The sequence below is a fragment of the Prauserella endophytica genome, from assembly GCF_005146945.1.
In the GTDB taxonomy this organism is placed as follows: Bacteria; Actinomycetota; Actinomycetes; order Mycobacteriales; family Pseudonocardiaceae; genus Prauserella_A; species Prauserella_A endophytica.
Window position 1 is genome coordinate 70,749 of sequence record NZ_SWMS01000016.1, and the last position, 21,959, is coordinate 92,707.

The window sequence follows — 21,959 nt, forward strand, 5'->3', positions numbered from 1 at the left end:
TCGTGGTGCGAAAAGACGGCAGGAACGACGACCAGCTCCGCGAGGTGCGGATCACCCGCGGTTTCCAGCAGTGGCCGGCCGGATCGGTGCTCATCGAGTTCGGCAACACCAGGGTGCTGTGCGCGGCGAGCGTCACCGAGGGCGTGCCGCGCTGGCGGCAGGGCTCGGGGCTCGGCTGGGTCACCGCCGAGTACGCGATGCTCCCCTCGGCGACCCACACGCGCAGTGACCGCGAGTCCGTCAAGGGCCGGGTCGGCGGACGTACCCACGAGATCAGCAGGCTGATCGGCCGGTCGCTGCGTTCGTGCATCGACCTCTCGGCGCTCGGCGAGAACACGATCCAGATCGACTGCGACGTCATCCAGGCCGACGGCGGCACCCGGACGGCCGCCATCACCGGCGCCTATGTGGCGCTCGCCGACGCGATCACCTGGCTCGGCGCGGCGGGCAGGCTCGCCGACCCGAAGCCGCTCTCCGCCGCGGTCTCCGCGGTGAGCGTCGGCGTGGTGGACGGCCGCGTGCGACTCGACCTGCCCTACGAGGAGGACTCCCGCGCGGAGGTAGACATGAACGTGGTCGCCACCGACGTGGGCACGCTCATCGAGGTGCAGGGCACGGGCGAGGGCGCCACGTTCACGCGGTCCACACTGGACAAGATGCTGGACCTCGCCCTGAACGGCTGTGCCGAGCTGGCCCGCAAGCAGGCCGAGGCGCTGGAGGCGCCGTATCCGTACGAGCTGCCGACGCCCGCGCCCGACAAGAAGTCGAAGGGCTCCAAGTGACCACCAAGGTCCTGCTGGCCACGCGCAACGCCAAGAAGCTCGAGGAACTGCGCCGGATCCTGCTCAAGCGCGGGCTCGGCGACATTACGGTGCTCGGCCTGTCCGATGTGGACGAGTTCCCGGAAGCGCCGGAGACCGGGGCGACGTTCGAGGAGAACGCGCTCGCGAAGGCCTACGACGCCGCGATGGCCACCGGCCTTCCGGCTGTGGCCGACGACTCCGGGCTTTCCGTCGACGAGCTCAACGGGATGCCGGGCGTGCTGTCGGCCCGGTGGGCGGGGCAGCACGGCGACGACGAGGCCAACCTCCGGCTCGTGCTCTCCCAGCTGAGGGACACCCCCGACGAGCGAAGGGGCGCGGCGTTCGTGTGCGCGGCCGCACTCGTGGTGCCCGACCGCGAGGAGGTGGTGGTGCGCGGCGAGTGGCGCGGCACGATCATCCGGGAACCCCGTGGTACCAACGGATTCGGCTACGACCCGATCTTCGTGCCCGAGGGCGAGCAGCGGACCTCGGCGGAACTGGAGCCCTCCGAGAAGGACTCCGCGTCCCACCGGGGCCGCGCGCTGCGCTCACTGCTGCCGCACCTGCGCGACCTGGTTCACGACTGACCCAGGGCTCACTCAGGGCTTACTCAGGACTGATACAGCCAGTCGACGTACTGGTAGTCGTCGAGCCTGCGGTCGGTCAGCAGCGCGTTGCGCAGGGTCCGGGTGAGCCCGTCGCAGTGCCAGATCTCGCCCCACACCCTCGCCGAGGACTGCACGCGCGCCGTGCGCGCGGTCCGTGTGCGCTGGTACGCATCGAGCGCCCCGGCCCAGTCGCCCGTTCGCTTGCCGGCCTCCGCGGCCAGGCAGTGCGCGTCCTCCAGCGCCTGGCACGCGCCCTGCGCCAGGTACTGCAGCATCGGGTGGGCCGCGTCGCCGGTGAGCGCGAGCCTGCCGTTGACCCAGTTGCCGATCGGCAGGCGGTCGAACATCGGCCACCGCCGGTCGCGCCACAGCCAGGTCAGCCCCCGCCGCACGGCGGGGCACGTCCCGTCGAACGCGGCGTCGAGCTCGTCGGGGCCACCCCACTCCTCCTCCCCGCGCGCGTACGCGGGCGAGGCGAAGACGGCGACCGTGTTGAGCATCTCGCCCTGCCGCAACGGGTACTGCACGAGGTGGCAGCCCGGTCCGAAGTGGACAACGACGTCGGTGAGCGCGTCGGCGTCCACTTCGGTCACCTCGCTCACCGGCAGCGCGCCCCGGTAGGCCACGTAGCCGGAGCACACCGGGCTGTCGTCGCTCACCCGGGCTCGCAGGGGTGACCAAAGGCCGTCGGCCGCGAGCGCGATGGCGGCGCGGTGCTTCTCTCCGTTCGCCAGCACCACGGCCTCGTGCTCGGTGACGGTGACGTCGTCCACCTTGTGGTCGGCGAGCAGTTCGACCCCGGCCCGCTCGCACGCGCGGAACATGATCGAGAGCAGGTCGCTGCGGTGGATCACCACGTACGGTGCGCCATAGCGCCGCTCGAACGACTCACCCAGCTCCAGCGAGGTCAGCTCGGCGCCGTCGAGCGCGTCCTTGAAGACGAGCCGCCCGGGCCGGACGCCGTGCTCGATCACCTCGTCCAGCAGCCCCCACTCGCGGAGGATCCGGGTCGCGTTGGGGGCGAGTTGCAGGCCGGCGCCCACCTCAGCGAAGGCGGAAGCCCGTTCGAGCACCCGCACGCGGTGGCCCGAGGACGCGAGCGCGAGGGCGTTGGCGAGGCCGCCGATGCCGCCGCCCACCACGGCGACGTCGATGTCGGTCATGTCGTCGGTCCTTCCTCTACAACCACGGGCCGAGCGCCGGGGCGGCGTCGCTGCGGCCGGTGAGCCAGCGGACGAGATCCGGTCCGTGCCCGCCCGCGAACCGCTTGCCGAGCACGTCGTCGGCCAGCGCCCGCAGGAGGCCGGGGGGCAGGTCGGCGAAGTCGACGCCCGCGGCGAGGTCCACCGCGTGCACGGAGACCTCGCGCGTGCGCATCCACGGGATCTCGGTCGCGGGCACGGTCCGGCCCTGCGCGGTCACCACCTCCGTGCGCCACGCCTCTTCCGGTAGTGCGGCCAGGTCCGCCCCCAGCGCCCGCGCCGAGGAGTGCACCTGCTCGCGCAGCGTCGCGACGGGCAGCTTGCTGCCGTCCTCGATCTCGGCGTTGCGCTGCTCGACGCTCGCGTACATCCGGTTCTCGACTCCCGTGCGCGCCCAGCTGACCAGACGCCGCAACGCCTCCGCGTTGTAGTGCACGTGCGCCACCAGGTGCCGTCGCGTCCAGCCCGGCAGCGCGCTCGGCGCGTCGAAGTCGGCGTCGGCGAGCCCGTCCACGGTGCGCAGCAGCAGATCCGTGCACTCGTCGAGCCAGTCTGACGTGGTCATTCGGCCCTCGCCACGTTGTCGAGCCTGCCGATGCCGCTGATCTCGGTGACCAGCCGCGCGCCGTTCGTCAGGTAGCGGGCGGGCTTGCGGGCGTGGCCGACGCCGCCGGGCGTGCCGGTGGCGATCACATCGCCCGGCCGCAGCGTGAGGATCGTGGAGACGTAGCGCACCAGCTCGACCGGGTCGAACACCAGGTCGTCGGTGTTCGCCTTCTGCATCAGCTCACCGTCCACGGTGCACGACAACTCCAGCGCGGGCCTCGTGCCACCGGGCAGCTCGTCCGGAGTCACGAGCACCGGGCCGAACGGCGTCGTCGACTCGAACGTCTTGCCCTGCAACCACTGCGGCGAGCGGTACTGCCAGTCGCGCATGGTGACGTCGTTGAGCACGCTGAACCCGGCGATGGCGGTCTCGGCCTCGGCCGTGCTCGCGCGGCGGACCCGCTCGCCGATCACGATCGCCAGCTCCGCCTCCCAGTCCACGGCGCCGGACTCGGCGGCCAGCAGCACGTCGTCTCCGCCACCGACGAGTGCCTCGGGGTACTTCGCGAACAGCGTCGGGTACCGCGGCAGTTCGCGGCCCATCTCCAGGATGTGGTTGCGGTAGTTCAGCCCGACGCACAGGATCTTGCCCGGCCTCGCGACCACCGGCGCGTACTCCGCGTCACCGAGCGGCCGGTCCGCGGTGGCCGCCTCGGCGGCGGCCTGCCAACCGGGGGTGCGCAGCAGCGCGCCGACGTCGGCCGCGTCGAGTTCGGCGTAGCGGTCGCCGTCGACGCGGACGGCTCTTGTGCCCTGGCCGGTGCGGATCGTCGCGAGCCTCATGCGTTCTGTCCTTCCACGTGCACGCGGTCCTGATGCAACCGCTCGAAGATCGGGGTGTCGCTGAACCGGAATAGGTCCAGCCCGGTCTCGGCGCCGAGCGTGAGCGGGGCCCACGACGGCACCACGAAGAGGTCGCCGCGCTCCACGCGCCACTCCTGGTCGCCGATGCGGACCTGGCCCTCGCCCTGGAAGACCTGCCACACCGCGGAGCCGACCTCGCGGCGGGTGGCCGTCTGCGTGCCCGTGCGCAGGCGGTGGAACTCGGCGCGGATCGTCGGCATGACGTCGCCGCCGGTGGCGGGGTTGCTGAACCGGATCGCGGCGTGCCCCGGCTCGACCACGCCGGGGTGGCCCTCGTCCTCCAGCGCGAGCTGGTCGGCGAGTGCCGCGTCGGTGTGCTCCCAGCGGTAGGCCGCGATCGGTGAACTGGCCGTGGGGCCCGGCTGGGACAGCGGGCGCAGGCCGGGATGCGCCCAGAGGCGTTCAGAGCGCGAACGGTCGGGCGTGGCCGTGTCGGTGACCTGGTCGGGACCGAACTCGAAGAACGCCGAGCCGGTCTGGTGCACGAACGGGATGTCGAGCCCGTCGAGCCACGCCATCGGCTCGTTGCTCGTGTTGTGGTGGCCGTGGAAGTGCCAGCCGGGGGTGAGCAGGAAGTCGCCGCGGCGCATGGCCACCGGGTCGCCGTTGACAACGGTCCACACGCCCTCGCCCTCGACGACGAAGCGGAACGCGTTCTGGCTGTGCCGGTGCTCGGGCGCGACCTCGCGCGGGCCGAGGTACTGGATCGCGGCCCACAGCGTGGGCGTGGCGTAGGGGGCGCCGCCGAGGCCGGGGTTCGCGAGCGCGATCGCGCGGCGCTCGCCGCCCCTGCCCACCGGCACGAGGTCACCCGCGCGCTGGGCGAGGGGCAGCAGCCGCTGCCAGCGCCACGCGTGCGGCCGCGCGGCAGGCGTGGGGTGCTTCGGCATCAGGTCGCCGATCTCGGTCCACAGTGGAATCAGCAGCTCGCGCTCGAAGCCGCGGTAGAGCTCGCTCAGCTCGGGCGACGGGTCGGGCCTGCCGGGGCCGCCGGAATCCACTATGGATACCGGGCTGGCGAGTTGCTCTCTCGTCATCGTGTGGTGACTCCTTCGGTCACGTGGCGCAGCACTGTGCCGAGCCGTCTCGGACATGAGTCACAACGTAGAAGGGTTCTGTACTCAGGGACGTAAGATTCTGCTGTGAAGAACAAGCCGCCCTACGCCATCGAGTCTGTCGACCACGCGCTGCACCTGGCCACGCTGCTGCAACAGGAGAACTCGCTGGGTGTGGCCGAGGCGGCCGAGCGACTGGGGGTGTCGCGTTCGACGGCGCACCGCCTGCTGGCGATGCTCGTGTACCGGGACTTCGCCGAGCAGGACGCCGACCGGCGCTACCGGGCCGGGCCCGTGCTGAGGCCCGGCGACGCGACCTCGGCGCCCGTGTCGCTGCTGCGGCGCGCCGCGTTGCCGCACCTGGAAGCGCTGGTGGGGAAGGTGCGGGAGACCGCGAACCTCATGGTCCTGGCCGGCACGCGGGCGTTGTTCGTGGCGTCGGTGGAGAGTGACCAGGTGCTGCGGGTCGGCGACCGGGCCGGCAGGGCGCTACCGGCACACCTCGCGTCGGGCGGCAAGGCGCTGCTCGCGGCGCTGCCCGCCGGGGAACTGGCCGCGCGCTACGCCGACGCGAGTGAAACGGTGGACCTCGCGCGGCTGCGGCGGGAGCTGGCGCTGGTGCGCAAGCGCGGCTTCGCCCTCAACGACGGGCTCACCGAGGCGGGCCTGACGGCGGTCGGCATGGCCGTGCCCGCCGCGAACGGCACTCCCTCGGCGGCGGTGTCGCTGGCGATGCCGTCGGCCCGCTTCGACCGCGACCTGCTGCCGATGTGGGTCGCGGCCCTTTCGGCGACCACCACAGCCATCGAGGAGGCACTACGGACGCAGTGAAGGCCACCATGCCTGCGTTCAACGCAGTGAAGGTGGCCTTCACTGCGGCTTGGTGACCAGGCTCAGGAGGCGAGGTCCAGGTCCCTCAGGAGCTTGGCGACGTGGCCGGTGGCGCGGACGTTGTACAGGGCCTTGGCGATCTTGCCCTCCGGGTCGACGACGAACGTCGAGCGAATGACGCCCTGCACCACTCGCCCGTAGTTCTTCTTCTCGCCGAATGCGCCCCACTCCGTCAGCACCGTCTTGTCCGGGTCCGACAGCAGCGGGAACGTCAGTTGCTCCTGCTCGACGAACTTCGCGAGCTTCTCCTGCTTGTCGGGGGAGATGCCGAGCACCTGGTAGCCGGCGTCGTTCAGCTCGGCGAGGTTGTCCCGGAAGTCGCACGCCTGCTTCGTGCAGCCGGGAGTGCCCGCGGCGGGGTAGAAGTACACCACCACGGACCGGCCGCGGAAGTCGGCGAGCGAGACCTTGTTGCCCTCGCTGTCGGCAAGCGTGAAGTCAGGTGCCGGATCGCCGGGGGAAAGCCGCTTCTGCTCGGTCATGGCGAAAGCCTAACCGGCGACGCGGCACCATCACACGGAGCCGCCGTAGACCGCCGTCGCCGGTGTCGAGACGTCCGGCCGCACCACCAGCCGCACCAGGGTGGACCGGTCCGGCACGACGAAGGCCAGCTGCAGGCGCACGATCTCGCCCGGCGGGATGTCGCGGTCGGCATCGACGATGCCGTTGTAGCCCTGCGTCGGGTCCACGACCTGCTTGGCCTGCTGGTCGGCCGTCGTCGCGCTGACCGAGAGGCTGGAGAGCCGGTAGGGCTGCTCGGTCTCGTTGTAGACCACTACGCCGAAGGCGGCGGCCCTGCCGGCGCGCGGGTACGCGGAGTCGCTGGGGCGGAAGATCTTCGGCCCGGTGACGGTGACCACCAGGCCCGACTCGAAGCGGTGGTCGGCGCCGAAGACGAGCACGGCGTCCCGGTCGGCGGTGGTCGCCCTGCGCTCGGCGGTGACCGCCTCGGAGGTGACTGTGGTCTCGCTGTGGCCCGCAGCCGGGGCGGCACAGGAGGTGACGGCCAGCAGCACGAACCCGGCCAGTACGGGCCTCGGAATTCGCACGACTGCCGCTCCTCTGCTCCGATCGCGGTGGGTAATTACTCCGTTCGGCGGCGGTAGTCCGCCGCCTCGGTCCACTCTGACGACGCCGCTGGCGGACTGCCAGGCGGATCCCGGGGTTGCGGCGGACCTGGTGTACTTCCGTGTCCTAGCCGTGATCGATGGCGTACGGGGAGTGAGCGCGGTCACTCGCTCCGAAGGGTTCAGACCGCGAACGCGAAGAAGAGGATGAACAGGGCCAGCCCGGCGAGCCACGTGACCATGAGCCAGCCCCAGTCGCGCCAGGGGTCGACCATGCGGTTGTCCTCGCCCGGGACGTAGACGCCGCGCATCTCGAACCAGTCGGCCCAGCGACCGGGCCAGCGCAGCGGGTTGCGCTCGGCCATGCCGTCCACCTCCCGCACCTGCTCGCTCGCGTGCCGTGTGCCTGACGCTACTCCACGTATATCGTGCCTGACGGCTGAGTCAAGGCGACATATCAATCGGACATTCATCATTCACCGGACGTCACTACCGGATCTAGGCTTCAACCCTCGCAAGTCGCACGACAACCAGGGCGGGACTGGCCCCGCCCTCCGAGCAGCTGTGCCCGGTCGGCTTCGCCGGTTCGCCGCCCATCATTCTCGGATGACGGGAGCTGTAGTGATGCGAACGTCGATCTTGTGGCGGGCCGCCTTGTGCCTCAGCGTGACGGCACTGGTGGCGACCGCCTGTGGCGATGGTGACGGCGGCGGAGGCGGCGGGGACGGCGACGGTGGCGGAGGCGAGGCCCTGAACCTCGGCTACGTGCTCCCGGAGACCGGTCAGCTCGCCTACCTTGGGCCGCCGCAGATCCAGGCGGCCAAGTTCGCGATCCGGAACATCAACCAGGCCGGCGGCGTGCTCGGGCAGGACATCCCCGAGATCACCGGCTCCGACGAGGGCGGTCAGGAAGCGGTCGCGGTCCAGTCGGCCGACCGGGTGCTCTCCGCGGGCGTCGACGCCATCATCGGCGCGGCGGCGTCGGGCATGTCACTGGCCTTCATCGACAACGTCACGGGCTCGGGCGTGGTCCAGTGCTCCGGCTCCAACACGGCGCCGACGTTCACCGACTACGAGGACGGCGGCTTCTACTTCCGCACCGCGCCCAGCGACGCTCTCCAGGGTCCCGTGCTGAGCAAGGTGATCAGGGAGGACGGGCACAACCGCGTCGCACTCGTCGCTCGTGCCGACGACTACGGGCGTGGCCTGATGCAGTCCACGCAGCGGGCGCTGGAGTCCGCGGGCGGGCAGGCCGTGCTCACGGAGACCTACGACCCCGAGGCGACCAACTTCCAGCAGCTCGTGCAGCAGATCCGCAACTCCAACCCCGACGCGGTCGCCGTGATCGCCTTCGAGGAGGGCACGCAGATCCTGCAGGCCATGATCGAGGCCGGGGTCGGCCCGAGGCAGGTCGGTGTCTACGGCGCCGACGGCCTGCGCAGCGAGGAGCTGCCGACGCTGGTCTCGCCTAACGATCCCGCCGTGCTCAACGGCATGAAGGGCACCGCGCCGGCCTCCGCGGAGAACCAGCAGTTCGTCTCCCAGCTGCGTGAGTTCGCGCCCGATCTGAGGGAGCTGCAGTTCGCGCCGCAGGTCTACGACTGTGTGAACATCATCGCGCTGGCCGCCCAGCAGGCGAACTCCACGGACCCGGCCTCCTTCGCACCGGAGATCAACGGGGTGACCAAGGACGGCGAGAAGTGCACGTCGTTCCAGCAGTGCAAGAGGCTGATCGAGCAGGGTTCGAACATCGACTACGACGGCGTGAGCGGTCCGCTCGACTTCATCGAACAGGGTGAGCCGGGACAGGCCACGATCGAGGTCTACACCTACGACCAGTCCGGCAAGCTCCAGACGGTGCGCACCGAAGTGAGCACCGGCGAAGGCTGACCGGCTGCCGGCACCCGCAGTGAAGGCCACCTTGCCTGCGTTCAACGCAGGCAAGGTGGCCTTCACTGCGGCTGGGGAGCCGCTCAGCGGGCGCGGGCGAGGGTGCCGAGGTAGAGCTCGATCACCTTCTCGTCGTGCAGTAGCTCCCGGCCGGTGCCGGTGTAGGCGTTGGTGCCCTGGTCGAGCACGTAGCCGCGGTCGCAGATCTGCAGGCACCGGCGCGCGTTCTGCTCCACCATCAGGATCGCCACGCCGGTGGCGTTGATCTCCTTGACCCGCTCGAACACCTGGTCCTGGAAGCGAGGCGACAGCCCCGCCGACGGCTCGTCCAGCAGCAGCACGTCGGGCTCCATCATCAGTGCCCTGCCCATGCTCAGCATCTGCCGCTCGCCGCCGGACATCGAGCTGGCCTTCTGGTTCCGCCGCTGCGCGAGCACCGGGAAGAGCTCCCGCACCACTTCCGCCCGCCGCGCGAACTCCTTCGGCTGCAGGTAGGTGCCCATGCGCAGGTTCTCCTCGACGGTCAGCGTCGGGAAAACGTTCTGTCGCTGCGGCACGTAACCGATCCCCTTCGACACGAGCTTGTGCGCGGGCTGGTTGGTCACGTCCTCCCCCCGGAACGAAACCCGCCCCATGCGCACCCGCAGCAACCCGAAGATCGCCTTCACCAGCGTCGACTTCCCGGCGCCGTTCGGCCCGATCACGCCCACCAGCTCGCCCGCGCTCAGCAGCAGCCCGCAGCCGGACAGGACGTCGACTCCCCGCACGTACCCCGCGAAGATCCGCTCGGCGAGCAGGAGTGGGGCCTCGTCCAGCTCATCCATGGTCGTGCTCCGTTCCCGGTTCGTCGTGCCGCTTGCCGAGGTAGGCGTCGATCACGGCCGGGTTCTGCGCGACCGCCTCTGGCGGCCCCTCCGCCGCGATCTCGCCCTCGGCCATGCACACCACCCAGTCGCTGATGCCCATCACCACGTCCATGTCGTGCTCCACGAAGCACACCGTCATGCCCTCGTCCCGCAGGTCCGTGATGTGCGAGAGCAGCGACTGCGTCAGCGCGGGGTTCACGCCGGCCATCGGCTCGTCGAGCAGCACCATCGTCGGCCGCACCATGAGGGCCCTCGCCATCTCGAGCAGCTTGCGCTGCCCGCCGGAGAGCGTGCCCGCGTACTCGTCGCGCATGTGCGCCAGCCGGAAGCGTTCGAGCAGCTCATCGGCACGGTGTTGGATCTCCCGCTCCTGTTTGAGCCACAGTGGCGGCAGCAGTGACGTGACCAGCCGCTCACCCCTTTGCCCCGTGGCGGCGAGCTTCATGTTCTCCAGCACCGACAGGCGGCCCAGGGTCTTGGTGAGCTGGAACGTGCGCACGAGCCCCCGGCGTGCCAGCCGGTGCGCCGACCTGCCGGTGACCGGCGCGCCGTCGAAGGTCCAGTGCCCCCGGTCGGCGCGGTCGAAGCCGCTCAGCACGTTGAACAGTGTGCTCTTGCCCGCACCGTTGGGGCCGATGAGCGCGGTGATGGCGCCGCGCTGGATCTCCAGATGCTCGACGTGCACGGCGACGAGCCCGCCGAACGCCCTCGTGACACCGTCGGCCACGAGCAGCGGGTCGGGCTTCGCCACGCCCGGCTCGGCGGTGAGATTGACCAGGTCAGCGTGCATCGAGCAGCATCTCCTTCCTGCTGCCGAGCAGCCCCTGCGGGCGGAAGATCATGAGCAGCATCAGGCCGAGCCCGACGAGCGCGAAGCGCACCGCGCCGACCTCGGGCGCGCTGATCACTTCCGACGAGACGTACCCGGCGCCGATCGCCTCGCGCAGCGCGCTGTCGAAGAACGTCAAGATCGCCCAGAACAGGATCGCGCCGACGATCGGCCCGAGCACGCGGCCGGCCCCGCCGAGCACGACGATCGTGTACAGGAAGAACGTCACGACGGGGTCGTAGCTGTCGGGGTTCACCGACTGGTTCTGGATCGCGAGCATCATGCCGGCCATCGAGCCGATCGCTCCGCCGAGCACGAGGCTCTGCATCTTGTACGCGTACACACTCTTGCCGAGGCTGCGCACGGCGTCCTCGTCCTCGCGGATCGCCCGGATCACCCGGCCCCACGGGCTGTGCACGAGCAGCGCGACCACCCCGGCCGTGAGCAGCACCATCGCCCAGGCCACGCTGAGCGCCCACAGGTCCAGCGACGTGTACCGCACGAGCCAGATCCCATACGTGTCGCGGGGGATCGGGTTGACGTCGTAGAACTCGACGGCGAAGCGCTGGAGCCCGAACACGCCGCCGGTCACCGGTTCCGCCCAGCTGGAGCGGTAGAACAGGCGCAGGATCTCCCCGGCCGCGATCGTCGCGATCGCGAGGTACTCCGCACGGAGTCGTAACGTGGGCAGCCCGAGCAGCAGAGCCAGCACCACCGAAGAACCGAGTCCGATCAGGACACCCACCCACAGCGGCAGGCCGTAGGTGGAGACGGAGGCCGCGACCCCGTACGCGCCGACGAGCATGAACGCGACCTGGCCGAAGTTCAGCAGGCCGGTGTAGCCGAAGTGCAGGTTGAGGCCGATCGCGGCGAGCGCGTACACGGCGGCGACCGGGCCGATCCCGGAGCGGATCGCGTCGGAGACGATGACTGCCCAGTCCATTGTGTACCGCCTAGCCCACGCGTTCCCGCTGGCCGAGGATGCCCTGCGGGCGGATCAACAGCACGACGATCAGCGCGAGCAGTGCCCACGCGTTCTGCAGGTCGATCGGGAACCACAGGCTCGACATCTGCGCCACGATGCCGATCACGAAGCTGCCGACCATCGCCCCGTACGCGGAGCCGAGACCGCCGAGGATGATGCCGGCGAACATGAGCAGCAGCAGCCGGAATCCCATGTCCCACGTGATGATCTCGGTCAGCCCGAAGAACACGCCGCCGAGCGCCGCGAGGCCGCCGCCGAGGATCCACACGATCAGCACGACCCGGTTGACGTCGATGCCGGACGCCTCGGCCAGGTCGGGGTTGCTCGACAACGCGCGGATCGCCGTGCCGGTCCGGGTGCGCTGCAGCATGAACGCGACGCCGAACAGCACCAGCACGGACAGCGCGATGATGACCAGGTCGCGCGGGGTGATGCCGATCGGGCCGAGGTCGAGGGCCTCCTGGATGTCGTACTCCCGGTACGACTGCGGGCGCGTACCGAAGAACACGAGCACGATGTGCCGCAACAGCAGCGAGAGCCCGATCGTGAGGATGAACAAATTGATCAGGCCGGTGCCGTGCTTGCGCAGCGGCCGCCACAGTCCCCTCTCGATGAGGCCGCCGAACAGAGCTCCGATCACGATCGCGACGAGGGCGGACGGGATGAGGTGCCAGCCGGGCCCCGCCGCGCCGACGTTGAGGAAGAACGCGACGACGGCGCCGATGGTCACCAGCTCACCGTGCGCGAAGTTGATCAGGTGCGTGGTGCCGAAGATCAGGGAAAGGCCCACCGCGGTGATCGCGATGATGGCGCCGAACTGGATGCCGTCGACCAGCGCCTGCAGCGCGCGATCCAGGAAGCCCGGACCCTGACGAACTTCGTCGCCCTGAGCCAAAGCCGTTGCGAGAACCATCTGAACACGCACAGTCACCTCACGTGCGGGCTCGATCCTGGGATCAATCAGTGTATGCGCACGTACGACTGAGCAACATCAATGTGCGCGATTGTTACGCGACGGCGGCGTCACCTTGAGTACGCGCGGTCCGCGGGACGTCATAACAGCGTGGCCGGTTCGTCTCAGTAAGTAGGCCGTTCGGCTGAACGAGAGAAGGTGCGTTCCATGAACGAGCAGACGCGAGCGATGGTGGCGGCGCTGGCCGCACTCGGCAACGACCTTCCCGGCGTCATCGAGGGGCTGCGTGCCGGCACGCTCGGGGTGGCGGGCCAGCACGAGTTCGCGGCGCTGTTGATCGAGCTCGGCGAGCAGCTCGACGACCACGCCGACGACCAGGCGAGAGCGGGCAACGGGCACTCCGGCGGTTACGGGTTCAGCTACGGCGAGAGCGCCCCGCGCGACATCGACGACCTCTGACCGGTTCTGCAGGTACGGAGTGCCGCAGGATGGGGCGATGACCGACATCGACGCCGACGCCGTGATCGCGAAGCTGGGCCTGCGGCCCCTGCCCGTGGAAGGTGGACTGTTCGTCCAGACCTGGCGCAGCGACAACAACCCCGCGCCCGCGGGGACCGCGACCTACGCCGCCTTCACGAGAGACCCCGACTCCTTCTCGGCCATGCACCGCCTCGCCGTCGACGAGATCTGGCACTTCTACCTCGGCGATCCCGTGGACCTGCTGGTCCTGCACCCGGACGGGACCCATTCCACGCCCCGGCTCGGGTCCGATGTGCTCGGTGGGCAGCATCCGCAGCTCACGGTGCCCGCAGGTCACTGGTTCGGCGCGTCGCTGGCCCCCGGCGGCACGTTCGCCCTCTTCGGCAACACGCTCGCCCCCGGTTTCCACAGTGGACTGTACGAGGGCGGGGAGCGGGACTCGCTCGTGGAGAGCTGGCCGGATGCCGAGGAGCGCATCAGGGCGCTCACCCGGCCCGGCGCGGACCTGGTGATGCCCTCGGGGTTGTGAGCGTTCTCAGCCCTGTTTGCCCTCGATGAGCACGCCGACGCCGTCGAGCACGCGGCGCAGCCCGAACTCGAAGGCGCGCGAGGGATCCGACGCGGCCTGGTACTCGGCGCCGACCTCGCCACCGACCTGGGCGGCGGTCGGGTACCTCTCCGGGTCGAACACCTTCTCCAGCAGCGGTGAGTACTCCTCCCACCATTCGAGGTCTGTCTGTCCGGTCTGCTGCCCGGCCCGTGCCGCCTCGACGGCGTTGCGCGCCGCGCCGTGCGTGTAGTCGGTGATTAGCGTGACGACGAGGTCCATCTCCACGGACGTGAGCCCGAGGCCCGCGACCGCGCGCAGTTCGTAGTCGTACTTGGCGATCATGTTCGGACCGAGCACCGGCCTGCTGCTGGAGACCTGGAGCAGCCAGGGGTGGCGCAGGCTGAGGTCCCAGTTCTGCCGTGCGACGTGTTCGAGCCGGGCCCGCCAGCCGTCCGGCAGCGCTGCCGATATGTCGACCTCGCCGACGACGCGGTCCACGAGCAGGTCGATCAGCTCGGCCTTGCCCGGCACGTACCCGTACAACGACATGGCGGTGACGCCGAGGTCCGAAGCGACCCGGCGCATCGACACCGCGGCCAGCCCCTCGGCGTCGGCGATGGCGAGCGCCGAGGCGACTACGTCGTCGAGCGTGAAGCGGGGTTTCGGGCCCCGCCGAGGTCGATCCTCCTGAAGTCCCCACAGCAGCTCGAGGCTGCGTTTCGGGTCGCCGGCGCCGCCGTACACCGTCACGGTTGAAAACTCCCTACGCCGTAGAGTATTGTTCCTCCGTCCACCGCTCTACGCTGTAGAGAGTTTTCGAGAGGACCCCACATGCCTGCCGAGGAACCGGCCGTCGTGGCCGAGAACCTGCGCAAACGATACGGCGACACCAGAGCGCTCGACGGCTTCGACCTCACCGTCGCCCCGGGCACGGTGCACGGCCTGCTGGGCCCCAACGGCGCGGGCAAGACCACCGCGGTGCGCGTGTTCGCCACCCTGCTGCGACCCGACTCCGGCACCGCGAGGGTCGCCGGGTTCGACGTGGTCCGCCAGGCCGAGCGGGCGAGGTACCGGCTCGGGCTCGTCGGCCAGCACGCGGCCGTCGACGAGCTGCTCAGCGGACGGCAGAACCTGGAGATGTTCGGCAGGCTCTACCACCTGAGCGCCGCGGGCGCGCGGCGCAGGGCCGGCGAGCTGCTGGAGCGCTTCCGCCTGGCCGACACCGGCGGCAAGCCCGTCAAGCAGTACTCCGGCGGCATGCGCAGGCGGCTCGACCTCGCAGCCGGGCTCATCCTCGCCCCGCCCGTGCTGTTCCTGGACGAGCCGACCACCGGGCTCGACCCCCGCGCGCGCAACGAGGTGTGGGACGCCATCCGGCAGCTTGCGGCGGCGGGCACCACGGTGCTGCTGACCACCCAGTACCTGGAGGAGGCCGACCAGCTCGCCGACCGCGTCTCGGTGATCGACCACGGCCGGGTCGTCGCCGGCGGGACCACGGACGAGCTGAAGCGCCGCATCGGCGCCGACCGGATCGACGTAGTGCTGCGCTCCGGCGCCGACCTGGCCGCCGCGGCCGCCCTGCTGACCGGCATCGCCGGGGAGGAGGCCGAGACCGATCCCGACCGGCGGCTCGTCAGCGTGCCCGTGCGCGACCGAATGGCCGCGCTGAGCGAACTCGTGCCCGCGCTCGCCTCGGCCGGGATCACGGCGGAGGACGTCGCCCTGCGCAGGCCCACCCTCGACGAGGTGTTCCTGCACCTCACCGCCAAGGAGAAGGAGGTCGTGGGATGACCATGACGATCACCGCGCCGTCCCGCTCCGCGCTCGCGCGGCTGCGCTGGGCGTTCACCGACGGCTGGACCATCACCAGGCGCGACCTGACGCACTGGGCCAACCAGCCCGTGCAGTTCGTGGTGAACCTCCTGTTCTCCGTCATGGTGCTGCTGATGTTCGGCTTCCTCTTCGGCGGCGCCATGGCCGTGCCGGACGGGGGCGACTACCAGGACTTCCTGGTGCCCGGCGTGCTCGCGCTGACGATGGTGTTCGGCGTCGAGGCCACGTTCACCGCGGTGAGCACAGACGCGCAGCGCGGTGTCACCGACCGCTTCCGCTCCCTGCCGATGGCGCCCTCAGCGGTGGTCCTCGGCCGCTGCACGGCCGACATGCTCGGCGCCGTGCTGACGCTGGCCGCCCTGGTGGTGGCCGGGCTGTTGATGGGCTGGCGGTGGCACAACGGCTTCGCCTCGGCACTCGCCGCGTTCGGGCTGCTGTTGCTGCTGAGGCTGGCCATGCTGTGGCTCGGCATCTACCTCGGGCTCGTGACGCGCAGCCCGGAGGCCGTGATGGCGCTGCAGATCCTGGTGTGGCCGCTCGGCTTCCTCTCGAACGCGTTCGTGGCGCCCGCGACGATGCCCGCCTGGCTCGGCTCGATCGCGGAGTGGAACCCCCTTTCGGCCACGGCCGCGGCGACGAGGGAGCTGTTCGGCAATCCCGGCTGGGGAGGCGAGGGCTGGCTCGCGCAGCACCCGCTGCTGCTCGCGCTTCTGTGGCCCGCGGCGCTGATCGCGGTGTTCTGCCCGCTGGCGATCCGCCGCTACCGCAACCTCAGCCGCTGAGCAGGGAACGCAGGATCTGGTCGGTGTGCGTCCACAGCACGGCGCCGCCGATGCCGGGAACGACGTGGCGGCGAGCCGTGGGGATGCGTTCGGCCAGCGTGGCGCCGTTGTCGGGGGAGTGGCTTCCGTCCTGTTCGCCGTGCCACAGGTGGATGTCCACGGTGACTCTCGCGAGGTCGAACGGCCAGTGCCCCATGGCCAGCACGGTGTCGCGGGCGTAGCCCGCGGAGCCCTGGCCGAACGCCTTGGCCAGGGCACGCCGGTAGGCGGTCTCGAAGGTGGGCGAAAGGTAGACGGCGAGATCCGCGTCGCCGCTGCCGTCGGTCACCAGCCGCCACATCGCCTCGGCGTCGAACTGCCCGAGCACGGCTTCGGCTCGCGCGGGATCGGCACACGCCAGATCGACCAGCGCGGCGACGCGATCTTGTCGGCGCCGGACGCGATCGTCTCGGCCGCGCGGGCCAGCGCGAATGGACCACCCTGCGAGTTGGCGAGTACCGGAGGCCGGGGAAAGCCGCGAGCGTGGGTGAACACGTCGAGATCGGTGACGAGGTCGGCGAACGTCAGTCCGGGAAGGGGAGTGGAGACGCCGAGCCCTGGCCGGTCGATCGAGACCAGCCGGACGCCCAGCGATTCGGCGGCCCCGGCACGCACACCCAGCCACCGGCTCGTCGCCGCGCCGGGGATCAGGAGGACGGGAGTACCGTCGGGCGGACCCCACTCGGCCCACCCGATCAGGCGCCCTCCCCGGACCTCGGTCTCGCCGAGCCGCGCTGGCGGATCGATCTCGACGCTCACGGTGTCATGATCACCTCGCGGGCAAGCCGATATCGCAGCAGTCAGGAGGCCGCACGTGACCGATTCCGCTGAAGGCATCGCGACGTTCGGGTACGAGCTGGGTGTGCTCAAGCGGATCCGGCGGGCGGGGTGGTGGCACGCGGGTGTGCGCGATCCGGAGTCGGTCGCCGAGCACACCATGCGCGTGAGCCAGCTCGCGGCTCTCCTGGCGGCCGAGGAGGGCGCCGATCCCGCGCGCGCCGCGTATCTCGCGCTGTGGCACGACACCCAGGAGACCCGCACCGGCGATCTCCCGCACACCGCGAGGCCTTACCTGGACAAACCCGATCCGCGGCGCATCACCGAGGACCAGACCACGCCGCTGCCCGGCACCGCGCGGGCCAGCGTGCGCGACGCCGTCGCGGAGTACGAGCAGGCGGCCACGCCCGAGGCCCGCTGTGCCCGTGACGCGGACAGGCTGGAGATGCTGTTGCAGGCGCTGGAGTACCGCGCGGCCGGGGTGGAGGGCGTCGGCGAGTGGATCGACAGCGCCACGGGGAGGCTCACCACCGCCATCGCCCGGCGGGTCGCCGAGGCGGCCCTGCGCACCTCGCCGCTGGCGTGGCGAAACAGCTGAGCGACCGAACCGTCCCGTGTGGACTGTTCGGTCGCTCGGCGGGGTACCGCCTCAGGGCCGCCAGGCCGGGTCACGGCCGATGAAGGCCATCAGCTTGTCCTGGGCGGACGCGCTCTCGGGGACCGGCACGGCGGAGCCGAACTGCCCGCTGTCGCGCAGCAGCTGCTCGATCGGCTTCATGCCCTCCAGCGCGGCGGCACAACGCTCCTGCCCGAGGTCGGGCTCACGGCCGAGCGCCTTGGCGAGATCCCAGGAGTGCATCCAGACGTCGGCGGTGTAGAACTCGTCGATCGCCTGGTCCACGGGCTTGTCTCCGGTGTGCGGATTGCTGAGCACCCGCCCGGCGGGATCGTCGAGGATGGCCTGGATGTCGGTGACGTGCTGCTTCCAGGCGGCGACCGGATCGGCCTCGACGTCCAGTGCGGGCAGCTCGATCCCGGCGCCGTGCAGGAAGCCGCGGGACCATTCGACGAGGTGCTTCACGACGTCGAGCGCCGTCCACTCGGCGACCGGCGAGGGCCGGGTCCAGTCGCCGGCCGAGGCGGACTCGACCAGCGCGGTGAACCGGGCCGCGTCGTGCGCGTGCCGCTGGGCGGGGGTTGTGGGTGTGGAGGTCATGATCAGGCACCCTTCGTCAGCAGCTCGTCGAGCTTTTCGTAGCCCTCCCTGACTCCGACGTCCATGCCGCTGGACAGGATGCCGTCGCGGGTTTCGAAGTCCTCCACCACGCTCAGCGTCCGCAGTCGCGTACGCCCGCCCTCGAGCTCCTCGAAGGTCAGCGTCTCCAGCGCGACCCCATCGGGCTGACCTTCGTAGGTGAAGGTCCACACGATCCGCTCGTTCGGCCGCACCTCGTGGAAGCTGCCGTAGAAGGTGGCGATCTCCTCGCCGTCCCGGTCGTTGGCGAAGGCCCATTCGCCGCCCGTGCGGGCGTCCCACCTGGTGACTCTCGTGGTCACCGAGTGCGGCCCGATCCATCGGGCGTAGAGCTCGGGGTCGACGTGGGCGCGGAACACCTGTTCTGGCCTCGCGTCGAACTCCCGGACCAACTCGATCGTCGGAACCCTCTCGTCGGCCTTGATCTCGGTCTCGTGCTTGGTCGTGGTCATGATGCGTCCCTTGTGTCGGTGTGTGTCGGTTCCTCGTCGTCGGCCATCCGGGCCAGCAGGGCGTCGAGGCGGCGATAACGCTCCTCGGCTTCCCGGCGGTAGCGCTCGATCCATTTCGTCATCAGGCCGAACACCTCCGCGTCGAGGTGGACGGGCCGGCGCTGGGCGTCCTTGCTGCGGGTCACGAGCCCGGCCTCCTCCAGCACCTTCACGTGCTTGGAGACGGCCTGGAGGCTCATGTCGTAGGGCTCCGCCAGCTCGCCCACGGTCGCGTCCCCGCCGGCCAGCCGGGCCACCAGATCGCGCCGGGTCGGGTCGGCAAGTGCCGCGAACGCCCGGTTGAGCCGTTCCGTGCTGTCGTCCACCATGCGTCCTCAACTTGTTGGTTGAATAAGAAGCTAGGCTGCCGACGAGGCTTTGTCAACCTGTTGGTTGAGAAAGGTGGCAGGCCGTCGCCGTGACTCGCGGCGGTGCGCGGTGGGCGTGGAGCAGCATGGCCGCCGAGAAGCCCGGTGAGCTACCCGGCGGGGACCCTCTTGCGCGGAAGGCTCGGCGGACAGTCCGCCCGATACAGCACCATTGGGCGATCGTTTCGAAATGTGGCGAATTGAGAGCTTTCTCGCGCGCGTCAGTTCTTTCGATGACGGCCGCATTCGTTCTTCCGGCACGGCCCACGCCGGCCCCGAAGCCGGTCGGCAGCTGCTCGTGGTTCAAACCAGCCGCTTTGCGTAGCCGTATTGAGACGGCCGGGGTACTTGAGAGGTCAACGTCAGGCAGCCGGCCGGTGCCCCGGCATGACGGGAGGAGCCTGAGCGTGGCGTCGATGATCCGGCCCGTTCCCGGGCAGAAAACCGCCGGAGCCGACGCCCGGTAGCGGCCGATCGTTGGCGGGGCGGGCTCGACTCGGACACCCCGGAACGATTCGAACCCGAGTTCCTCGGCGTCGAAACCGCAGGTCAATGCCTCCGAGGAAGGAGTTCGGCTGCTGACAAACTTGTGGGCCTAACGCTTCAGCATACGAACCAAACGATCTTGGTCGAAGGCCCTGAGATCACGATCCGCCCGGTGGGCACCCGACGTCTTACGGCGGGTGGTTCCCGATGAGCGGCGAAGCAATCATCACCGGGCTGAACGCGCTGCAAGCCGACGGGCTGGCCTGCGTGGTGTGCGGAGCTGACTACCTCCGCGTCCGGGTACCGCATGTGCCGCTGGGCCGGTCGGTGACCAGCTCACAGGTGTTCGCCTGCGTCGGCTGCTGCCCGGACGACGCACAGCGCACGGCGGGAGGTGTGCTGCCGTGAGCGCCACGGCAACCCCTCGGAGGGACCGCGCGCTGTGGGTGCAGTGCGCCTGTACCGCGCTGGTGGCGCTTGGCGCGGCGTATGCCTCCTACCGGCACGGCCGCGAGTTCGCGTTGAGGTTCGGTGCCGACGAGGCGACGGCGGCGATCTGGCCGTTGATCGTGGACGGCATCTTGACCACGGCCACGGTCGAGTTGTGGAAGACCACCGGCGACAGCCGCCGAGCCGGTGGCCGGTGGGCGGCGTGGTTGTCCTTCGTGTTCGGGATCTGCCTCTCGCTGTGCGCGAACGTGGCGGCGGCTCCGGAGTTGAGCGTGTTCGCCGTGGCGGTGGCGGCGTGCCCGCCGCTGGCGCTGCTGCTGGCGGTCGAGTTGCTCAACCGCGCGCTCAAGCGGCACCGCGCCGAGACCGCGAACGAGACCAGCACCGAGACCGGCGAGACGGGCGAGACCGGCGACGAGACCGGGTCGGTGGTGCGTCTCGCGGTGGTCTCGGACGAGTCCCGGCCGCCGGCCGAGCCGACCGCCGAGCAGCGGATGTGGGCGTACTACGTGACCGAGCGGGCCAAGGGCCGCACGCCGACCGGCGCGGAGCTGGACCGGATCGCGGGCACGAACAACTACGGCCGCCGGGTGCTGCGGCGGTGGCGAGAGACCGGGTGCTCTCCCCGTGCCACGACCAGCGACAACGGCAAGCGTACGCACGAATCCGTCAACAGCCTGGTACGGCAGCGACCGGCCTACTCCTCGTCGGAGGGTGTCGTGGTGTGAGTCCGACCAGCTCGCGCCTCGTCGACCAGGCGCTGGGCGAGTTGTAACGCGCGGGACGCTTCGTCCCATCCGTACGCGTAGCGATCGGCATGTACGGGGGTCGTGTCGCCCTTGACCACGCTCAGGACGTGCGCCGCCGCGATGATGGCTTGCTCGGCGGCGGCGAAGCCGGTCAGCCACTGATCAGTGGCGTCGTCGTAGGCGACCGCCGCCATGCGATCCTTCGCCCAGGCGACTTCCCAGCGCGCCGCCGCACGCGGATCTTCGCCCGGAAGCTCGATCGTCTCGGGCATCGCGATGTACCCGCAGTCGGGGGCTTCCGGGATGTCGGTGGCCAGGGCCAGCAGCCGCCCGGTTTCTCGGTAGAGCAGGCTGAGCAGGCCCGCGATTTCGAGGTGACCGCGTACCTCGTCCGGCCAGCCTTCGGATTCGATATGCCGGGCTACCAGGTCGGGGTCACGCCCGATGCTGCGCACGGTCGCCCGCATCCGGTCAAGCATGGACAAGGCCACATGCCGTCCTTTCGCTCGTCGTCAGGCTCGCGGTGGCCGATCATGCCAGCGTGGCAGCGCGCCGAACGGCACCCCCGGCTCGGCCAGTCGGGTGATCCACAGAGGGGCCACACGCTGTGTCGGGGCGAGTGCCTATCGTGGTGGTCGTGACGCACAACGTGACGCAGGCCAGGCGCCCCGACCGGACCATCTTCCACTTCCATGAACTGAGTGAGTTCGCCGACAGCGCCACGGCGTTGCACTTCCCCGACACGACGCCTGTCCGGTGCTTTGCCGGCTGGGACGGCAAAGTGAAACGCCTAGAGACCGTGGTCGAAGACGCGCGCGATACCGACAGCGACGATTCGCCGACCTTGCCGCCCGCGAACTCGGGCGAGGCCAGCCCCAGCGACTCGGAGAAACGCACGAGCGTCACGCAGAAGCCCACCGGCCCCGAGGTGGAGTGGCGCCGTTGGGGTCGTCGGCTGTCGGCACACGTGCTGACCTTGGGCGATGTCCGCGCGCTGATCGCCCGTGCCAACGAGTTGGGTCTGCCCACCTACCAGTACGCCGTCCGTGCCTTGCCAGTGGATCGGTCCTGGCGCGGGCATGTCTACAGCATTTCCGTCGAGCCCTACGCCTGATGGTCC

The 21,959-nt window shown here is 70.2% G+C and carries 30 protein-coding genes; 12 read left to right on the plus strand and 18 right to left on the minus strand.

Annotated elements, in window-relative coordinates; translation table 11 throughout:
• Positions 1 to 2: 2 nt before the first annotated feature.
• Together rph and rdgB are read left to right on the plus strand one after the other, a co-directional pair.
• A complete protein-coding gene (rph, locus tag FCN18_RS25680) occupies positions 3 to 782 on the plus strand; it encodes a ribonuclease PH (RefSeq protein WP_112271349.1) in 780 nt (259 codons plus the stop codon).
• Entirely contained in the window at positions 779 to 1,390 is a 612-nt protein-coding gene (gene rdgB, locus FCN18_RS25685; protein WP_112271230.1) for an RdgB/HAM1 family non-canonical purine NTP pyrophosphatase, read from the plus strand. Before rph ends, rdgB begins: the two co-directional genes overlap by 4 nt.
• 23 nt (positions 1,391 to 1,413) lie before the next feature.
• Here rdgB and FCN18_RS25690 read toward each other — a convergent pair whose 3' ends face one another.
• From FCN18_RS25690 to FCN18_RS25705, 4 genes are read right to left on the minus strand one after another with little or no spacing between them, the layout of a single operon-like run.
• A complete protein-coding gene (locus FCN18_RS25690; RefSeq protein WP_137096309.1) occupies positions 1,414 to 2,574 on the minus strand; it encodes an FAD-dependent monooxygenase in 1,161 nt (386 codons plus the stop codon).
• Positions 2,575 to 2,590: 16 nt separating this feature from the next.
• Positions 2,591 to 3,178 (minus strand): maleylpyruvate isomerase N-terminal domain-containing protein, encoded by a 588-nt coding sequence (locus FCN18_RS25695; protein WP_112271234.1) that lies wholly within the window; start codon positions 3,176 to 3,178, stop codon positions 2,591 to 2,593.
• The gene (locus FCN18_RS25700; RefSeq protein WP_113644104.1) at positions 3,175 to 4,002 is read right to left on the minus strand and encodes a fumarylacetoacetate hydrolase family protein; all 828 of its coding nucleotides are present in this window, start codon (positions 4,000 to 4,002) and stop codon (positions 3,175 to 3,177) included. Before FCN18_RS25700 ends, FCN18_RS25695 begins: the two co-directional genes overlap by 4 nt.
• Positions 3,999 to 5,120, minus strand: coding sequence for a cupin domain-containing protein (locus FCN18_RS25705; protein WP_112271238.1), 1,122 nt, complete (start codon positions 5,118 to 5,120; stop codon positions 3,999 to 4,001). The genes FCN18_RS25700 and FCN18_RS25705 overlap by 4 nt, the downstream gene beginning before the upstream one ends.
• Positions 5,121 to 5,225: 105 nt before the next feature.
• Between FCN18_RS25705 and FCN18_RS25710 the strand changes: the two genes are divergently transcribed.
• Positions 5,226 to 5,969 (plus strand): IclR family transcriptional regulator, encoded by a 744-nt coding sequence (locus FCN18_RS25710; RefSeq protein WP_113644105.1) that lies wholly within the window; start codon positions 5,226 to 5,228, stop codon positions 5,967 to 5,969.
• Between the two features lie 62 nt (positions 5,970 to 6,031).
• Here the strand turns inward: FCN18_RS25710 and bcp are convergent, their stop codons facing one another.
• The 3 genes from bcp to FCN18_RS25725 all read right to left on the minus strand — a co-directional run bounded on the left by bcp (position 6,032) and on the right by FCN18_RS25725 (position 7,461).
• On the minus strand, positions 6,032 to 6,511 hold the full coding sequence (bcp, locus tag FCN18_RS25715; RefSeq protein WP_112271242.1) for a thioredoxin-dependent thiol peroxidase: 480 nt from the start codon (positions 6,509 to 6,511) through the stop codon (positions 6,032 to 6,034).
• Between the two features lie 30 nt (positions 6,512 to 6,541).
• A complete protein-coding gene (locus FCN18_RS25720) occupies positions 6,542 to 7,078 on the minus strand; it encodes a hypothetical protein (protein ID WP_113644106.1) in 537 nt (178 codons plus the stop codon).
• A 200-nt stretch (positions 7,079 to 7,278) separates the two neighbouring features.
• Positions 7,279 to 7,461, minus strand: a complete 183-nt coding sequence (locus FCN18_RS25725; RefSeq protein ID WP_112271351.1) for a hypothetical protein — start codon at positions 7,459 to 7,461, stop codon at positions 7,279 to 7,281.
• Between the two features lie 259 nt (positions 7,462 to 7,720).
• On the opposite strand from FCN18_RS25725, the gene FCN18_RS25730 reads away from it, so the two are divergent.
• The gene (locus FCN18_RS25730; RefSeq protein WP_112271246.1) at positions 7,721 to 8,986 is read left to right on the plus strand and encodes an ABC transporter substrate-binding protein; all 1,266 of its coding nucleotides are present in this window, start codon (positions 7,721 to 7,723) and stop codon (positions 8,984 to 8,986) included.
• Between the two features lie 83 nt (positions 8,987 to 9,069).
• Here the strand turns inward: FCN18_RS25730 and FCN18_RS25735 are convergent, their stop codons facing one another.
• Genes FCN18_RS25735 through FCN18_RS25750 form a run of 4 tightly spaced genes read right to left on the minus strand, consistent with a single transcriptional unit; the run spans position 9,070 to position 12,579 of the window.
• Positions 9,070 to 9,810 (minus strand): ABC transporter ATP-binding protein, encoded by a 741-nt coding sequence (locus FCN18_RS25735; RefSeq protein ID WP_112271248.1) that lies wholly within the window; start codon positions 9,808 to 9,810, stop codon positions 9,070 to 9,072.
• Positions 9,803 to 10,642: an ABC transporter ATP-binding protein gene (locus FCN18_RS25740; RefSeq protein WP_113644107.1), complete on the minus strand. Its 840-nt coding sequence runs from the start codon at positions 10,640 to 10,642 to the stop codon at positions 9,803 to 9,805. The genes FCN18_RS25735 and FCN18_RS25740 overlap by 8 nt, the downstream gene beginning before the upstream one ends.
• Complete coding sequence (locus tag FCN18_RS25745) at positions 10,632 to 11,624, minus strand: branched-chain amino acid ABC transporter permease (RefSeq protein ID WP_112271252.1); 993 nt, start codon at positions 11,622 to 11,624, stop codon at positions 10,632 to 10,634. The genes FCN18_RS25740 and FCN18_RS25745 overlap by 11 nt, the downstream gene beginning before the upstream one ends.
• A 10-nt stretch (positions 11,625 to 11,634) precedes the next feature.
• Positions 11,635 to 12,579: a branched-chain amino acid ABC transporter permease gene (locus tag FCN18_RS25750; RefSeq protein WP_112271254.1), complete on the minus strand. Its 945-nt coding sequence runs from the start codon at positions 12,577 to 12,579 to the stop codon at positions 11,635 to 11,637.
• A 207-nt stretch (positions 12,580 to 12,786) separates the two neighbouring features.
• Here FCN18_RS25750 and FCN18_RS25755 point away from each other — a divergent pair, with 207 nt between their 5' ends.
• Complete coding sequence (locus tag FCN18_RS25755) at positions 12,787 to 13,038, plus strand: hypothetical protein (RefSeq protein ID WP_112271255.1); 252 nt, start codon at positions 12,787 to 12,789, stop codon at positions 13,036 to 13,038.
• A gap of 37 nt (positions 13,039 to 13,075) precedes the next feature.
• Positions 13,076 to 13,588: a cupin domain-containing protein gene (locus FCN18_RS25760; protein ID WP_112271257.1), complete on the plus strand. Its 513-nt coding sequence runs from the start codon at positions 13,076 to 13,078 to the stop codon at positions 13,586 to 13,588.
• 6 nt (positions 13,589 to 13,594) lie between these two features.
• On the opposite strand, the gene FCN18_RS25765 is transcribed toward FCN18_RS25760, so the two are convergent.
• A complete protein-coding gene (locus FCN18_RS25765; RefSeq protein WP_170200598.1) occupies positions 13,595 to 14,359 on the minus strand; it encodes a TetR/AcrR family transcriptional regulator in 765 nt (254 codons plus the stop codon).
• An 81-nt stretch (positions 14,360 to 14,440) separates the two neighbouring features.
• On the opposite strand from FCN18_RS25765, the gene FCN18_RS25770 reads away from it, so the two are divergent.
• Both FCN18_RS25770 and FCN18_RS25775 read left to right on the plus strand, forming a co-directional pair.
• The gene (locus FCN18_RS25770) at positions 14,441 to 15,400 is read left to right on the plus strand and encodes an ATP-binding cassette domain-containing protein (RefSeq protein ID WP_137096310.1); all 960 of its coding nucleotides are present in this window, start codon (positions 14,441 to 14,443) and stop codon (positions 15,398 to 15,400) included.
• Positions 15,397 to 16,224 carry an ABC transporter permease gene (locus FCN18_RS25775; RefSeq protein WP_112271261.1) on the plus strand — a complete coding sequence of 276 codons (828 nt, stop codon included), beginning with the start codon at positions 15,397 to 15,399 and terminating at the stop codon, positions 16,222 to 16,224. The genes FCN18_RS25770 and FCN18_RS25775 overlap by 4 nt, the downstream gene beginning before the upstream one ends.
• Here the strand turns inward: FCN18_RS25775 and FCN18_RS40285 are convergent.
• A complete protein-coding gene (locus tag FCN18_RS40285) occupies positions 16,214 to 16,591 on the minus strand; it encodes an alpha/beta fold hydrolase (RefSeq protein WP_228714125.1) in 378 nt (125 codons plus the stop codon). The genes FCN18_RS25775 and FCN18_RS40285 overlap by 11 nt on opposite strands.
• Complete coding sequence (locus FCN18_RS40290; RefSeq protein ID WP_228714126.1) at positions 16,549 to 17,022, minus strand: alpha/beta fold hydrolase; 474 nt, start codon at positions 17,020 to 17,022, stop codon at positions 16,549 to 16,551. The genes FCN18_RS40285 and FCN18_RS40290 overlap by 43 nt, the downstream gene beginning before the upstream one ends.
• Positions 17,023 to 17,077: 55 nt before the next feature.
• Between FCN18_RS40290 and FCN18_RS25785 the strand changes: the two genes are divergently transcribed.
• Positions 17,078 to 17,638 carry an HD domain-containing protein gene (locus FCN18_RS25785; RefSeq protein WP_112271262.1) on the plus strand — a complete coding sequence of 187 codons (561 nt, stop codon included), beginning with the start codon at positions 17,078 to 17,080 and terminating at the stop codon, positions 17,636 to 17,638.
• Between the two features lie 51 nt (positions 17,639 to 17,689).
• Here FCN18_RS25785 and FCN18_RS25790 read toward each other — a convergent pair whose 3' ends face one another.
• From FCN18_RS25790 to FCN18_RS25800, 3 genes are read right to left on the minus strand one after another with little or no spacing between them, the layout of a single operon-like run.
• Positions 17,690 to 18,256 (minus strand): TIGR03086 family metal-binding protein, encoded by a 567-nt coding sequence (locus FCN18_RS25790; protein ID WP_112271264.1) that lies wholly within the window; start codon positions 18,254 to 18,256, stop codon positions 17,690 to 17,692.
• Between the two features lie 2 nt (positions 18,257 to 18,258).
• A complete protein-coding gene (locus tag FCN18_RS25795) occupies positions 18,259 to 18,747 on the minus strand; it encodes an SRPBCC family protein (protein WP_137096311.1) in 489 nt (162 codons plus the stop codon).
• Entirely contained in the window at positions 18,744 to 19,112 is a 369-nt protein-coding gene (locus FCN18_RS25800) for an ArsR/SmtB family transcription factor (protein WP_112271355.1), read from the minus strand. The genes FCN18_RS25795 and FCN18_RS25800 overlap by 4 nt, the downstream gene beginning before the upstream one ends.
• Before the next feature lie 735 nt (positions 19,113 to 19,847).
• Between FCN18_RS25800 and FCN18_RS25805 the strand changes: the two genes are divergently transcribed.
• On the plus strand, positions 19,848 to 20,048 hold the full coding sequence (locus tag FCN18_RS25805) for a hypothetical protein (RefSeq protein WP_137096312.1): 201 nt from the start codon (positions 19,848 to 19,850) through the stop codon (positions 20,046 to 20,048).
• Complete coding sequence (locus FCN18_RS25810; RefSeq protein WP_137096313.1) at positions 20,045 to 20,818, plus strand: DUF2637 domain-containing protein; 774 nt, start codon at positions 20,045 to 20,047, stop codon at positions 20,816 to 20,818. The genes FCN18_RS25805 and FCN18_RS25810 overlap by 4 nt, the downstream gene beginning before the upstream one ends.
• On the opposite strand, the gene FCN18_RS25815 is transcribed toward FCN18_RS25810, so the two are convergent.
• On the minus strand, positions 20,788 to 21,306 hold the full coding sequence (locus tag FCN18_RS25815) for a hypothetical protein (RefSeq protein WP_137096314.1): 519 nt from the start codon (positions 21,304 to 21,306) through the stop codon (positions 20,788 to 20,790). The two genes, FCN18_RS25810 and FCN18_RS25815, sit on opposite strands and share 31 nt — an antisense overlap.
• A 170-nt stretch (positions 21,307 to 21,476) precedes the next feature.
• Between FCN18_RS25815 and FCN18_RS25820 the strand changes: the two genes are divergently transcribed.
• On the plus strand, positions 21,477 to 21,953 hold the full coding sequence (locus FCN18_RS25820; protein WP_137096315.1) for a hypothetical protein: 477 nt from the start codon (positions 21,477 to 21,479) through the stop codon (positions 21,951 to 21,953).
• Positions 21,954 to 21,959 lie beyond the last annotated feature (6 nt).